Origin of the sequence: Auritidibacter sp. NML120636, assembly GCF_003185945.1 — a bacterium.
Classification (GTDB): domain Bacteria; phylum Actinomycetota; class Actinomycetes; order Actinomycetales; family Micrococcaceae; genus Auritidibacter; species Auritidibacter ignavus.
Window position 1 is genome coordinate 252,254 of the sequence record NZ_QHLO01000002.1, and the last position, 13,224, is coordinate 265,477.

The 13,224-nt window shown below is 59.4% G+C and carries 13 protein-coding genes; 3 read left to right on the forward strand and 10 right to left on the reverse strand.

Going from position 1 to position 13,224, the window contains the following annotated elements:
• Positions 1–9: 9 nt before the first annotated feature.
• The 3 genes from DCC25_RS02945 to DCC25_RS02955 form a co-directional block, all read right to left on the reverse strand.
• On the reverse strand, positions 10–468 hold the full coding sequence (locus tag DCC25_RS02945) for a DUF3054 domain-containing protein (RefSeq protein WP_110100555.1): 459 nt from the start codon (positions 466–468) through the stop codon (positions 10–12).
• Positions 465–1,286 carry a type I 3-dehydroquinate dehydratase gene (gene aroD / locus DCC25_RS02950; RefSeq protein WP_110100556.1) on the reverse strand — a complete coding sequence of 274 codons (822 nt, stop codon included), beginning with the start codon at positions 1,284–1,286 and terminating at the stop codon, positions 465–467. Before aroD ends, DCC25_RS02945 begins: the two co-directional genes overlap by 4 nt.
• Before the next feature lie 120 nt (positions 1,287–1,406).
• On the reverse strand, positions 1,407–2,018 hold the full coding sequence (locus DCC25_RS02955; RefSeq protein ID WP_110098355.1) for a hypothetical protein: 612 nt from the start codon (positions 2,016–2,018) through the stop codon (positions 1,407–1,409).
• A gap of 258 nt (positions 2,019–2,276) precedes the next feature.
• Here DCC25_RS02955 and DCC25_RS02960 point away from each other — a divergent pair, with 258 nt between their 5' ends.
• From DCC25_RS02960 to DCC25_RS02970, 3 genes are all read left to right on the forward strand, one after another.
• Entirely contained in the window at positions 2,277–2,729 is a 453-nt protein-coding gene (locus tag DCC25_RS02960; RefSeq protein ID WP_110098354.1) for an NfeD family protein, read from the forward strand.
• A 153-nt stretch (positions 2,730–2,882) separates the two neighbouring features.
• Positions 2,883–4,082, forward strand: a complete 1,200-nt coding sequence (locus tag DCC25_RS02965) for an SPFH domain-containing protein (RefSeq protein ID WP_370443904.1) — start codon at positions 2,883–2,885, stop codon at positions 4,080–4,082.
• 77 nt (positions 4,083–4,159) lie between these two features.
• Complete coding sequence (locus DCC25_RS02970) at positions 4,160–4,507, forward strand: RNA polymerase-binding protein RbpA (RefSeq protein ID WP_110098352.1); 348 nt, start codon at positions 4,160–4,162, stop codon at positions 4,505–4,507.
• Positions 4,508–4,582: 75 nt separating this feature from the next.
• Here DCC25_RS02970 and DCC25_RS02975 read toward each other — a convergent pair whose 3' ends face one another.
• The 7 genes from DCC25_RS02975 to DCC25_RS03005 form a co-directional block, all read right to left on the reverse strand.
• Positions 4,583–5,317 (reverse strand): polyprenol monophosphomannose synthase, encoded by a 735-nt coding sequence (locus tag DCC25_RS02975; RefSeq protein ID WP_110098351.1) that lies wholly within the window; start codon positions 5,315–5,317, stop codon positions 4,583–4,585.
• 90 nt (positions 5,318–5,407) lie between these two features.
• Positions 5,408–6,436 carry a hypothetical protein gene (locus DCC25_RS02980; protein ID WP_110100558.1) on the reverse strand — a complete coding sequence of 343 codons (1,029 nt, stop codon included), beginning with the start codon at positions 6,434–6,436 and terminating at the stop codon, positions 5,408–5,410.
• Between the two features lie 21 nt (positions 6,437–6,457).
• Positions 6,458–9,403 carry an RNA helicase gene (locus tag DCC25_RS02985; protein ID WP_110100559.1) on the reverse strand — a complete coding sequence of 982 codons (2,946 nt, stop codon included), beginning with the start codon at positions 9,401–9,403 and terminating at the stop codon, positions 6,458–6,460.
• A gap of 23 nt (positions 9,404–9,426) precedes the next feature.
• Positions 9,427–10,317: a twin-arginine translocase subunit TatC gene (tatC, locus tag DCC25_RS02990; RefSeq protein WP_233487870.1), complete on the reverse strand. Its 891-nt coding sequence runs from the start codon at positions 10,315–10,317 to the stop codon at positions 9,427–9,429.
• A 28-nt stretch (positions 10,318–10,345) separates the two neighbouring features.
• Positions 10,346–10,642, reverse strand: coding sequence for a Sec-independent protein translocase subunit TatA (tatA, locus tag DCC25_RS02995; RefSeq protein WP_110100560.1), 297 nt, complete (start codon positions 10,640–10,642; stop codon positions 10,346–10,348).
• Between the two features lie 30 nt (positions 10,643–10,672).
• Positions 10,673–12,742 carry a YafY family protein gene (locus tag DCC25_RS03000; protein ID WP_110100561.1) on the reverse strand — a complete coding sequence of 690 codons (2,070 nt, stop codon included), beginning with the start codon at positions 12,740–12,742 and terminating at the stop codon, positions 10,673–10,675.
• A 44-nt stretch (positions 12,743–12,786) separates the two neighbouring features.
• Entirely contained in the window at positions 12,787–13,182 is a 396-nt protein-coding gene (locus tag DCC25_RS03005) for an FKBP-type peptidyl-prolyl cis-trans isomerase (protein ID WP_110098346.1), read from the reverse strand.
• Positions 13,183–13,224 lie beyond the last annotated feature (42 nt).

Here is a 13,224-nt window from a genome sequence, read left to right on the forward strand (position 1 = left end):
ACCCTTAGTCTAGTCTGTCTCTACACTGCGCTGTGCGGATCGGATAAGGGCTGCGGTGATCAGCTGGGAGATGGCCCGGCGCCCGAGTAGCAGGATGCCCAACACGATGAGTGAGACGGTGACGAAACTCCAGTGGGAACCGTCGGAGAAAATCAGCACGCGTAATGCCACACCAATAAACACTGTGGAGAGCCAAACCACCAGTCCAGCGGGCCACATGCGCTGCCAGCTGTGCCAAAAACCTGTCATGATACTGGCGAATAGGCAGGCGATGGCAAAGGGGGCGGCCACGCGGAACAACTCGCTACCGGTGATCTCTTCTTGGTGTGAACTCATCCCGAGTGCGGCAAATCCGGCCACCAGGGCGATATCGATCACCACTGCCACGATCGGGCGCCATCGGCCACCTGGGACAGGCTGGGTGACTTGTTCGGTTGCTCGCGAGGGGGAGGGGACTGGGTGAGTCATGGTGTCTCATCCTTTGAATTTTTCGCCGAAGTATAGATCGCCTGGCCAGCCTCAACGACCAAGCGCACAGGCACCTGGCCCGGCGCTGAAGCGCCCTGAAGGGTGGCAAAGGTCGCGGCGCTACCGAAAACTCCGCCCGAGAGCCGTGATCCCACGCCCAGCGGGCCCATGGCTACGGAAATCACTGGTTGCGTCAGGACCGAGGTGGCCTGATAGGTGGCCTCATAGATCCGGATCACGTCCGAGGGGGAGTTGGGCATCACCGCGATCTTGGCCAGATCATATCCGCGGTAACCCATGGTTTGGAGTCGTTCGAGAATATCGAAGCTCGATGGGGTGTGCTCAATATCGTGGTAAGACCCCAGCGTGGCGACGTTATGAGCCTGCGCCTGGTCAAGCGCTTCGACTGCGGTGCCTCGCGCCGTTTCAATATCAAGGATCACAGCACCCGGTGTGGTCGCCAGCGCCGTCAAAATCTGCACGTACGTCTGATCACTGACGTCGGCCTGACCGCCTTCGGCGCTCGTTCGGAGTGTGGCCAAGACCGGCACCTCGCCAAAGAACTCGATGAGTTCCTCGTAAACGGCTGTGACCTTTGCCGGCTGGGCATATTTGTCGTAGAAGTCCACGCGCCATTCGACCACGGAGATCGAAGAGAAGTCGGGATGGGCCCGGATCGATGCCGCCTGCCCCAGAAGCTGTTTTCGTCCCGAACCCATGAGCGGGGTGATGATCGCAGGATTGGCTGCATCAAAGGTGGCCGTACCCAGCGTGAGACGGGGGTAGGAGCCGTGCGGGGTGGAGACGGGCGCTGACATAGACAGATGATCCCTCCGAAAACCTCGATACAGAGTTAAGTTGACATAATGTAGATTATCGGCGTTTTACCCATTGGTCCGGCCAGAGACGGTCGCCCGGGCTGATTTTCGCTCGTGGTTTTAGTCGATCGAGCCGGTCTCTTCTGGTGTGGTGGTCTCATCCGAGGTTGGTTGCGGTGCCAGGAGCTCATAGATGGTGGACTGACCAGAGTCCCACATCGCCACGATGCGTCGTGTGGTGCTCTCGGTTTGGTCTGGCAATAAGACGTGGTGTGCACCGACCTGGCCCCAGGGCTCAGGAACCTCGCCACGCACGATCAGTGTGATGTTTGACTCTTCGGACCCCAGGTACTGTCCATCGGCATTATAGAAATACGGAACAGCTTGCTGAATTTCTCCGGCAATCGCCAGATTGAGCAAATGTACGGCCACAGGATCCGCGAGCGCATCGTAGATCCACAGATGTCCGACCGCTGGGTGCTCCATTTCGGCAACCAGGTATGAATCAGCGCCAGCCAGGGGCTTCAGGCGGTATGTAACCGGCACGTGTAAGAAGCGTTCACCTTGATGCAGGATGAACCCTTCGAGCATGATGGAGCCTTCGGTGTCATCAAAATGGTAGCTACCGACGATCTCTATGTCTTCATCAGATCCCCAGTATTGGGAAGCAACCCAATCCGAGAGAATGCTATTTCTATCTGGTTCTGTTTCGGCGAGATATACAGTAGCCATTCTTCTAGTTTACGGGGTTGAGTGATGTTCTTCGACAATCTCGGTCCCGAGGGTCAGTGTGATTCTGGGATTGAATAGTGAACGTTGGGATCGTTGCTACCTCTCCCCTGGGTCGATATCGATATTTTTATTACTTGAATTATAAATAGAATCGTCTGTGTGGTCAAGTGTGACTACTGTGTTGGGCGGTGCTTTTCGGTAGGCTACGACACAACGGAACCGAGAGTGCTTCGGCGACCACATTCAGGAGGTCACAGGATGTTCGACTGGCTGTCTGACAACACCTGGGTGCTGTGGCTGGTCGTCGCTGCCGGCTCAGTGCTCGTTGAGCTCATGATGTTGGATCTGATCTTTCTCATGCTTGCCGGTGGTGCGCTCGGAGCCTTGATCGCCTCGTTGTTCGGCATTCCCTTCGCGGCGGAAATTGGCGTGTTCGCGGCGGTAGCAGCGGTGTTGTTATTTGCCCTGCGTCCGGTGGCGATGCGACATTTGAGCTTGCCGGGCAGTCATCCGCACGATGACTCGATTGAGGCCTATCCGGGCCGGAATGCGGCGGTGACTAGCGAGGTGTCAGAACACGCGGGTTTCGTCAAGCTCGATGGCGAGATTTGGTCGGCTCGCACCACCAGCCCGATGCCTCTGGCGGTGGATCAGGAAGTCGTGATCGAGCGGGTTGACGGCGCGATCTTATGGGTCCGTCCTCAGCGATAGGCGGTGCGGTGGCTATGCCCGTCTGCGAGGTCTCGCTATACTCGTGTTAGATCTGTCACCCTAAAGCGTTCATTGCGTTGAACAATTGAAAGGCCCCAACAAACTCATCCCGGAGGAACTATGAGTGCCGGAGAAATCATTCTTGTCGTCGTGATGATCATCTTGGCCATCGTGATCATCGCGGTACTGGCGAGTGCCATCAAAATCGTCCCCCAGGCTCGCGCGGGCATCGTGGAACGCTTGGGGAAGTACCAGCGTACTCAAGGAGCGGGCCTGACCATGCTGGTACCGATCATCGACCGGATGCTACCACTGATTGATATGCGTGAACAGGTGGTCTCCTTCCCGCCACAACCGGTCATCACCGAGGACAACCTGGTGGTCTCCATTGACACGGTGGTATATTTCCAGGTCACCGACCCTAACCGCGCCACCTACGGGATTGCCAACTACATTCACGCCGTGGAAAACCTGGCCACAACCACGCTCCGCAACGTGGTAGGTGGTCTCAACCTGGAACAGGCATTGACCTCCCGCGATTCGATTAACACTCAGTTGCGTGGCGTGCTGGATGAAGCCACCAGCAAATGGGGGCTCCGGGTCTCTCGTGTAGAGCTGAAAGCTATCGATCCCCCGCCCTCAATTCAGGACTCGATGGAAAAGCAGATGCGCGCAGAGCGTGATCGTCGTGCCGCGATTCTCACAGCTGAGGGTGAAAAGCAATCCGAGATCTTGACCGCGGAAGGTAATCGTGAGGCTTCGGTGCTGGCTGCTGAAGGTGAGGCCCAGGCCAGGATTTTGCGTGCCAACGCCGAAGCTGAGGCCATCACCACGGTATTCGAGGCCATCCACGCCGGTCGCCCGGATCAGGATCTGTTGGCCTACCAGTACTTGCAAACCTTGCCCAAACTGGCCGAAGGCGACTCCAATAAGATGTGGATCATCCCGTCTGAACTGACTGACGCGTTGAAGAATATTGCTGGCGGTTTCCACGCTCCAGGGCCCAGTGGCGATCCCGTCGGCCCGAGAAACCCCACTAACCAGAATGGTTCCCAGTCGACACCTCAGACCGGGGCTGGGAATAATTCCTCGGCCGATGGCGCTGAGACTACTTGGACCCCGCGTACTTCGGAGCATGACTCCGCTGGAACTGCAGAGTCCGAACAGCGTCGCGCCCGGCGTAAGCCCCGGCCGACTACTGCCGCTGAGGTTGCTGAGCACGCTCCCAAGGCTCCCAAGCTGTCGCACACCAGCTTGGAAGAGGCCTTGGCCGAGCCTGATTTCACTGCGGATGGACTGCCGGCCCGTCCGCCGCATCCACCGCAGGCCGGTCGTGCTGACGATCAGCAATGATCTATAGTGGTAGTTTGCGCCGGTGTTCTGCCGGGCCAGCGGTAGCACCACTGAGGTTGATATAGAGGAGTTATTGGATGAGTGATCGCAGTCTTCGCGGGATGCGGCTAGGTTCGCAGTCCATGGAAACTGAAGCCGGTGTGGAGCCGGCAGCCCGACAGCGGGTGGAGTACCGTTGCGAAGACGGTGAAACCGTCATTGTCACCTTCGCCGCTGAAGCTGAAGTTCCCCCCACCTGGACCACAAAAACCGGTAAAGAGGCGCGGCTGGTCAACGGTGAACAGCACGTCGAAGACAACTCCAAACCGGTACGGACCCACTGGGATATGTTGCTGGAGCGTCGTAGTATCGAAGAACTCGAAGAATCGCTCAAACAACGGCTGAATGCCCTGCGGGAACGTCGTGGTGAAGAGCCACTGCCGTAGCGACAGGCACCCTTTCCCACTCCTGCGTGGTGCTTAAGGGAGGGGTGTCTCAGCTCTTGGCTCTTGGCAGTGAATTTAGTTCAGGCCGAGTTTTTTCTTGGCGGTCTCCCAGCGAGCCTGCACACCCCACTTGGTGACATTTACCAGTGCTTCGGTGATGATATTGCCACTCATCTTGGACTCGCCGAACTCGCGCTCAACGAAGGTAATGGGCACCTCAACGATACGCTTACCGGCCAGCGCGGTGCGGAAGGTCATGTCCACTTGAAAGCCATACCCCTTGGACTGGACAGCATCCAAGTCAAGCTCCCGAAGCGTGTCAGCACGGTAGGCGCGGTAACCGGCGGTGATATCGGTGAGTTTCAGCCCCAAGAGAATTCGTGGGTATACCGAGCCACCCATCGAAATCAGCTTGCGGTACCAAGGCCAGTTGACCATCTTGCCACCGGGCACCCGGCGCGAACCGATCACCAGATCAGCCTGATTGACCGCGTCTAAGAGCCGGTGCAATTGTTCAGGCTGGTGGGAGCCGTCGGCGTCCATTTCCACCAGCACGTCGTAGCCACGCTCCAGGCCCCAGGCGAAACCAGCCAAATAGGCCCCACCTAGCCCGTTCTTTTCGGTGCGGTGTAACACGTGGAGCTGAGAGTCCTGAGTTGCCTGCTCATCGGCCCACTCGCCGGTGCCGTCGGGAGAATTATCGTCGACCACCAAGACATCCACCTCGGGGTTAGCCACTCGCACGCGCTGTAGAGTTCCGGGCAAGGATTCTGCCTCGTTATAGGTTGGGATGATGGTCAGTACTTTCATGGCTCTCCTCGATTAGCCGTGCTGGACTTCTCCTCGCATGAGTATAGCGCGGAGTGTTCTCTTCTCGTGGTAGCTGAGCTTGCGTCCCCGTCACCCCCGGTAGTCCTCTCCCACCACAGTGGCCTGGCGCTGCGGCAAGGGGGTAGCGGAATCCACGATCGGCAATAACGCCGAGCCGGCCCGGGCATCTGTGGAAAATTGGGCGCTGGATTCATCCGGCACTTGCACGCCCAGCTCGGTCCCGGTGTAGACACCCAACCGCGCCGGTGAGCCGACCCTAATCCGACCGTGCTGGAATAACCGCTGGGAGATCACCGAGGGCAAAACCCGTACCCCGTTGCGAGTCACCGCATGAAAGGCTGCCCGGGTGGATAGTCGCTGGGCGGGGTCTGGGTGTTCCACCGCTGCGGTGACGACCCGCCACATATTCTCGTGGCTGGCTTCATCATCCCCGGAACCCAGGCTGAGGTGGATGCCGGCTGCGACCACATCGGCCAGCGGCGCCTGCAATTCGGGTGTGTCCGAGCAGAGCGGTGTGACAGTCAACGACAACTGTGTTGCTCGCATGCGCTGAATCTGCTCGGCGCTGAGCGGGTGATTGGCCACTACCCGGTGGCGGGCCCGCATTAGCCAACCGGCATCGGCTCCTTCGAGTCGAGACAGAATCGTATCCAACTCGTGTGGTGACCTCGAGCCGATCAACGCCTGCACCGCCGGTGTCCGGTCACTGTGTTCGAGCAACTGGGTCAACCCGTCATCGATCTCCTGGTGAGGGATCCACCACTGTGGGGCTACAGAGCCGATCGGACCGTAGCGTACCACCGCATTGTGGTCCTCCACCGATTCCGCCTCGGTCGTCATCGACACCAGTTGCCGGTCTTCGGATCCGGTGGTCACGTCGGGGGCCTGAGTACTCAGACCATCGATGAAAGCTGGCACCACCAAGGCTCCTGCCAAGTCCACTTCGACAGTGGGCTCGGGGTCGGTAGTGGCCTTGACCATCGCGTCAGCGGTTTCCTCGGACCCCACCCAGGAGATGGTCTGATCCTCAATGAGCACCGCGGTGGCAAAAGGGTCATCAGCGGTGTGGATGAAGCCGTTACGCAGTAGCAGGCTCATAGCGTGTTCTCTCTCCTGTTCTCAGCGGGTCTCATCGGTGGTCCCAGTAGGTTCGTCCGACTCCAGGGAATCGAGGGGGTCGGGGCCATCCTCCCCCAGCGGGTCGGGGCTGGCGGAGTAGGAGACGATGCCGCGATTAACCAGGTCCTTGGCTTTAAAGCACCGCCGGGAAAAATCCGCATCCGGGCTGGCCTTCGCCAGCTGGTCCAGCATATCGATCACTTGCCGGGCCCACCGGACAAAGTCTCCGGCCGCTAGCGTGGTGCCGGACAGGCACAGGGTCAACGATTGACCGCGAACCCACCGGAAGACTGGCCACACCAACCCCGGGTGCGGTTGCGGGGTGACTTTCAGACTGGCTTGTGACTCGGCATCTTGGAGCTGGTACCAGATCGCGTCGCTGGCATCCAGCGCCTCGGTCAGTGCCGGGGTGGGCATATCGGGTTGGACGATCAATTCCTCCTCGGAGCCCTCAAATACCAACAGCGCCGCCAGACCGGCTAGGTCTTCGGGCGACATGGTGTCAGTCACCCCGTCTTGAAGCAACAATGCGGTCAACAGGTCACGTTCCCCATAGATCCGGCGCAGGACGTGTCCGGGTTTGGTGAGCGTCTCGGTTTCCAGATCGACGTAGTCGTAATCGGCCAACAAGCCCAGGATGCGTTCGAAGGTGGTGGCAATCGTGTTGGTCCGCGAGTCGATCGTGGAGATCAACCGGTCGGTTTCAGAGCGCAACGTGGCCCACCGGTTGGCCCAGCGGGCGTGTTCTTCTCGGTCGGCACAGGTATCGCACGGATGGGCGCGCAACATCGCCCGCAACTCTTCGACGCGTTCGATCGCGGATTCATCCCGGTACCGGAACCCGGTGATTTCTTCGCGCGGCCGAGGTTTCTGATTCCGGCGCAGGGCTTCGCGAGCCCAGGAAGCGATCGTTTTGCGTTGCGTGGGAGTCTTGGTGAGCAGATTCTTGGGCAAATTCACCGACCCGATCGGTTCCACCGGTTCCGCGAGATCATCAGTGCCGACCCGGCGAAACTGCCCCTTATGGGTAATGACCGCAACTCGGGGGTTATGGGGGTTGCCGGCGGTGGAGACCACGGTACACACCCCGAATTTCCGGGGACCTGTGACCTCGATAATGTCGCCAACCACCAACCGGGTCAAGGATTGTTCTTCAGCATCGCGCCGGGCACGTTTTTTCACCCGGGACGCAGATTTTTCAGCCGCGGCCAGCTCTCGGCGGAGGGCAGCATACTCGGTGAAGTCCCCCAGATGACAGCTCATCGCCTGCCGGTATCCCTCTAAGGACTTTTCTTGTTCTTTGACCTGTTGGGCCAGACCCACCACGGACCGGTCGGCCTGGAACTGGGCGAACGACGACTCCAGAATCCCCCGGGCAGTATCGAGACCGTAGACCGCCAATAAGTTAACGGCCATATTGTAGGTGGGCTTGAACGAGGAATTCAGCGGGTAGGTGCGACGCGAGGCTAACCCGACCACCTGATGAGGTTCGAACCGGTGGTCGGACCACATCACCACCGCGTGCCCCTCAATGTCAATGCCACGTCGTCCAGCTCGCCCGGTCAGCTGGGTGTACTCCCCCGGCGTGATGGGTGCGTGGGTTTCACCATTGAACTTCACCAACTTCTCTAACACCACCGTACGGGCTGGCATATTAATGCCCAACGCCAGGGTTTCGGTGGCGAACACGACCTTGACCAGCCCGGCGGCGAACAGTTCCTCCACCACCTCTTTGAACGGTGGCAACATGCCGGCATGGTGGGCGGCGAAACCACGTTTCAGGCCATCGCGCCACCCCCAAAAGCCCAGCACGTCACGGTCGTGCTCGGGTAGCGTCGCTCCGGCTTGGTCAACCAGATCCTCAATGGCGCGTTTTTCTGCCGGAGTGGTCAAATCCAGGCCGGTTTGCAGACACTGTTCTACCGCAGCATCACAACCGGCACGGGAGAAGATGAAGGTAATGCAGGGCAACAGCGCTTCGCGTTCGAGTACCCGCACCATCGTTGGGCGGGAGGTTCGGGTCTGTGTAGCCATCGACTGGGCGCGCGGGCCGGGACTGTGGCGGTGCTGGGAGGTGTGGTTGCGGAAGCGGTATGCGCTTCCTTTGCCACCCTTTCCTCTCTTGCCACCGCGACCGCGTTTTCCGGAACCGGGTTTACCCCAGTGGGCGGGCTGACCGGCTCGTTGCTGTTCGCTGGCAATCTTCGCCAGCTCCGGATTGAGCTTGGGTTTCTCCACACCTTCACCGGTGGTGGCAAACAGGTCGTAAAGATTCTTTCCGGCCATGACGTGTTGCCAGAGTGGGACCGGGCGGTGTTCGGAGACCACGACCTTGGTGGAACCCCGCACCGTATCCAGCCAGGCGCCGAACTCTTCGGCATTGGAGACCGTAGCCGACAACGACACTAACGCAACGTGCTCGGGAAGATGGATAATCACTTCTTCCCACACAGCGCCGCGGAAACGGTCGGCCAGGTAGTGGACTTCATCCATGACGACGTAGCCGAGATTTCTCAGTGGCTCCGCGTCGGCATAGAGCATATTACGTAACACTTCGGTGGTCATCACGACAATAGGAGCATCCGGGTTGCGAGCCACATCCCCGGTGAGTAGCCCCACCTGCGCGGCTCCGTAGCGCTGAACCAGATCGGTGTACTTCTGATTGCTGAGCGCTTTAATCGGGGTGGTATAGAAAGCCTTGAGCCCCGAGGACTGGGCGAGATGAATTGCGAACTCTCCCACGATGGTTTTTCCCGCCCCGGTGGGCGCAGCTACCAAGACCGAGTGGCCCTGTTGCAGGTACTGACAGGCTTGTTGCTGGAACTCATCGAGCTGAAAACCCAGTGAGGCGGAAAACTCGCCGAGCGGAGTGCGAGCTTGCCGTCGACGCTTGGCATCCAGCGCATAGCGTTCGGCGGGTGATAAGTGCTGATCTGCCTCGGTCATGCTATTTAGCCTAGGGGAAACGATTAAAGTTCCCCTAGTGGCCTCGCCCCGCGCTGAATCTCCTCATCGAGCTGTCGTTGTTTTTTGGCCTGACGCTTCACCCGACGCTTGTCATTAACCAGACAGATCACCAAGGCCACAAAGAACAAGATGGTCAGTGGCAGCCCCATGAAGAACATGGTGATCACATCCGAGCCCGGGGCCGCCATGGCTGCCACCACGGCGATGACAATCACCGAGATCCGCCACTGTTTCAGGATCTGTTTGCCCGAGATCACCCCGGCCATATTCAGACCCACCAAGATTACCGGCAACACCAAGGCCACCCCGAAGACCAGCAACAACCGGAGCACAAAGGGAATATAGACGGTGGCTTGAATCCGGTGCGCGGTACCTTCCGGAGTCAGTGAGGTGAAAAAAGACAGTGCCTGGGGCAACGCGACCCAGCCCAACACCACCCCGCCGATGAACAGCGGGATTGCCGCGGCGAGAAAACCGAGCGTGTAGATCTTCTCGTTTTTCTTCAGCCCCGGCATGATGAAGGCCCACAACTGATACAGCCAGATCGGGCTGGAGATCACCACACCGGTAAAAAGCGCGACCTGCAACATGATGTCGAACGGCTGAGCGACCGAAGAAAACACGACCTCGGCCGGATGCTCTGCGGTGTCTAACCGTGACACCGGTTCGGTGATCATCGTGAAGGTGGGCTGATAGAGGATAAAACCCACGATCGTGCCGGCCACCAGGGCGAGCCCTGCTTTGATGATGCGGTTGCGGAGCTCTGTGAGGTGGGCCTTCAGGGGCATTTGCCCCTCGGGGTTGTGACGGCGACGTGTGGTGGTGCGCGACTTCTTTTTGCCGGTGGTGCTCGTGCTACTCGAACCAGGGTCGGAGGAGGAGTTTTCAGTCATGGACGTGAAAAGTCACACCGATAAAAATTTAGGAGCGGTTGTTGTTCTGAGCGGTGTGTTCAGAGTGTTGTTGGTCCGGCTCGTCTTCGACCACCGTGCCTTCCACGGCGCGGATATCGGAGCCCTGCTCGGACTCAGCGGAGTCCTTCTGCGAGGTCTGGGACTTCTCGGAGTCCTGGTCCTCATCTTTCATCTGCTTGACCTCGGAGCGGAAAATGCGCATGGACTGGCCCAGGTTGCGGGCCAACTGCGGCAATTTGGGTGCTGCAAACAGCAGAAGAATAAGAATGATAACGATGACCAGTGGCCAACCCTTAGGTAACATGGCACGTCCTTTCCGTAGCTGTGGAACAGTCTACAGCGATCTAGATGTCACCGGTGACAGAAAGTCCTGCTTTGTCATGGCACGGTGCTGGGTGGCGATTGCTCCATCCAGGCGTTCGACGAGCTCATCTCGCACGCGACGGGACTGTGGTGTGGTGCCCAGCACCTGGATCTCTCCGGGGTGGGAGGTGACCAGATCCTGCAGAGCACGCATCGAATGCATGCGTAGTTCCGCAACCACGCGACCGTCATCGAGTTCGGCCACACGGACAGGATCGTAGGTGGGTACCAGATCCTTCAAACGGTAGGAGAACAGGCACTGCACCACCAACGTCTCGTGGTCATCATGCGTCTCGCCGGTGGTGGGCAGGCCCAATGCGTGCAAGGCCACACGTGGGGTGAAGGTGTCCTCGCTCTCGGCCAAACGCCCGATCCGATCGAGCCGGAAGGACCGTTCGGCATTCGCACGACGACACCAGGCCTGCACATAGGTGTGTTGCCGGTAGAACAGTAATCGCAACGGTTCGATCTCCCGGGTGGTGACTCGATCAGCGAACTGGCCGTAGTAGTCGATAACGATCACCCGGCGGTCACTGATGGCCCGGTGAATATCTTGAGCCAGCTGTTGGTAGGGGCCCAAGGATAGGTCCGGGAATAAAGCCACGATGTTAAGGGACTGGTCGGGGTCATCATGATCGGCCGGTGCTGAGGTTCGGATGGCACGATCAATTTTGGCCCGGGCACTGCGGATGGCCTGTAGTTCCTGCTCGCTGGCGATTCCCTGTCGTTGCAGGGCATCCAGGGCTGAGAGCAGGGCCGTGCCCTCGGGCCGTGAGAACCGGCGCGGCGCCTGTAGGTCTTCGGCCTGGTAGATTTCCACCGAATCACCGACCTGGTCGATATCAAATTGCTGGCCGGCAAAATCTCGTTCGGGCATCCCACAGAACTGCAATACGTTGAGATCTTTGCTCAGTTGCTGATCGCTCAAACCCAGCCGAGACTTGAGCTCTTCGCGACTGGTTCGACCGCGGACATTGAGAATTGCGACAATGTCGAGCAAACGGGCGATCCGCTCGGTTTCGGCGGCCCGTAAGCGCTCACGTTTGGGTGCTCGAAGATCAAAACCGGCGGGATCGGGTCGCTGGTGGGCGTCGATGACCTGTTGCCACTGGGCCAGAAGCGACTGCGCCAGATCGGGGTGATGGTGTGGGTCCACCACGACGTGGCCGACCGCGCGAGCCAAAAGCTGGTGGATGCCCACGGTGTGTGCGGCTGGAATCTCTACCAGGTCCCAACCCGGGGTCGAGCTCGAGGACTGCAGTACGGTCCCCAGCATTCGCAATTGCGGGCCGTGGCCGTCCGCAACCCAAACCTGCACCGTGGTGAGCGGATCGTCGGTGGGGATCAGCTGACGTTGCAGTGCGGACACGTCCAGATCTACCGGGCGTTGGGAGTCGGTCGGTAGTGTATTCGGGTCACGGTCGGTGACCGGTTTGGGATCAGTGGTGAACCGAGTCAGGCGGAAATTCCGGACCGCTTGTCGGTCCAGATCCCACCCCACCAGATACCACTGTCCGTTGGCCATGACCACGACCCAGGCCCGGACGGACCGCTGGGCCGAGTAGGTGCCATCTGCAGCACGGTAGCCGAATCGGATCACCTGCTGGGCGAGAGCCATCTCGGACAGTTGCACCAGGTTTTTCGACGTATTGGCCAGCTGTGCTGAGAGGCTGGGTTCGGTACCGTGCTCGTACTGAGTGGCCGTCTGCAGTCCCATCCGGCCGGTGGCACGTCGTGCTGCAGCTTGCAGTGGGGTATGGTCCCAGACCCCACGGGCCTGATTCAGGGCACGGAACTCTTCTGGTTCCAGATCGATGGAAGGCAAGAATAGCTGGTCCCGATCAATCCGGTACCGGTGCTCGGTGTGCTCCAGCATTTCGATCTCATCGGAAACCAGCGGGATGCCGATGTCTCGCAGACTGGTCTTATCCCGGGTGAACTGTCGGTCGAAACTGTCGTCGTTGAGTTCGCGATAGTCGTCAACGCAGTGCCGAATCTGACGCTTCGTCAGTCCCTGTGTGGAGTCCAGCAGGAGCCACATCAGGGAGACGATGCGTTCAACACTGCGCTGTTGTTTGGTGCTAATTAGTTCACGCTCACCAGGTCGACGACGAAAATCAGGGTCTCGTTCGGGCCGATGTCAGCACCGGCACCACGCTCACCATAAGCCAGGTGGGGTGGAATCTCCAAGCGACGACGGCCTCCGGCCTTCATGCCGAGTAACCCCTGATCCCAGCCTGGGATCACCTGACCGATTCCGGCCGTGAAGTCCAGAGGTGTGCCCCGGTTCCACGAGGCATCAAACTCGGCACCGGTCGACCAGGCGACACCTACGTAGTGGCAGGAAACTTTATCCCCGGCTGTGACCTCGGGGCCGGCCCCGGTGATCACATCCTCAATGACCAGCTCAGTCGGAGGCGTCTCCCCCGGAAAATCGATCTCGGGACGGGTCCGGTCGTAGTGGCGTTGGCCAAAAGACATGGTGAATCCTCACAGAGTTGCTATTTAGGGGTGTTGGGGCAC

Excerpts from the sequence above, each read along its gene's own strand:
- DCC25_RS02960 (WP_110098354.1), top strand. The coding sequence starts at position 2,277 with ATGTTCGACTGGCTGTCTGACAACACCTGGGTGCTGTGGCTGGTCGTC.
- DCC25_RS03005 (WP_110098346.1), bottom strand. The coding sequence starts at position 13,182 with ATGTCTTTTGGCCAACGCCACTACGACCGGACCCGTCCCGAGATCGAT.
- DCC25_RS02965 (WP_370443904.1), top strand. The coding sequence starts at position 2,883 with ATGATCATCTTGGCCATCGTGATCATCGCGGTACTGGCGAGTGCCATC.
- tatA (WP_110100560.1), bottom strand. The coding sequence starts at position 10,642 with ATGTTACCTAAGGGTTGGCCACTGGTCATCGTTATCATTCTTATTCTT.
- aroD (WP_110100556.1), bottom strand. The coding sequence starts at position 1,286 with ATGTCAGCGCCCGTCTCCACCCCGCACGGCTCCTACCCCCGTCTCACG.
- DCC25_RS02975 (WP_110098351.1), bottom strand. The coding sequence starts at position 5,317 with ATGAAAGTACTGACCATCATCCCAACCTATAACGAGGCAGAATCCTTG.
- DCC25_RS02955 (WP_110098355.1), bottom strand. The coding sequence starts at position 2,018 with ATGGCTACTGTATATCTCGCCGAAACAGAACCAGATAGAAATAGCATT.
- DCC25_RS03000 (WP_110100561.1), bottom strand. The coding sequence starts at position 12,742 with ATGTGGCTCCTGCTGGACTCCACACAGGGACTGACGAAGCGTCAGATT.
- DCC25_RS02985 (WP_110100559.1), bottom strand. The coding sequence starts at position 9,403 with ATGACCGAGGCAGATCAGCACTTATCACCCGCCGAACGCTATGCGCTG.
- DCC25_RS02945 (WP_110100555.1), bottom strand. The coding sequence starts at position 468 with ATGACTCACCCAGTCCCCTCCCCCTCGCGAGCAACCGAACAAGTCACC.
- DCC25_RS02980 (WP_110100558.1), bottom strand. The coding sequence starts at position 6,436 with ATGAGCCTGCTACTGCGTAACGGCTTCATCCACACCGCTGATGACCCT.
- tatC (WP_233487870.1), bottom strand. The coding sequence starts at position 10,317 with ATGACTGAAAACTCCTCCTCCGACCCTGGTTCGAGTAGCACGAGCACC.
- DCC25_RS02970 (WP_110098352.1), top strand. The coding sequence starts at position 4,160 with ATGAGTGATCGCAGTCTTCGCGGGATGCGGCTAGGTTCGCAGTCCATG.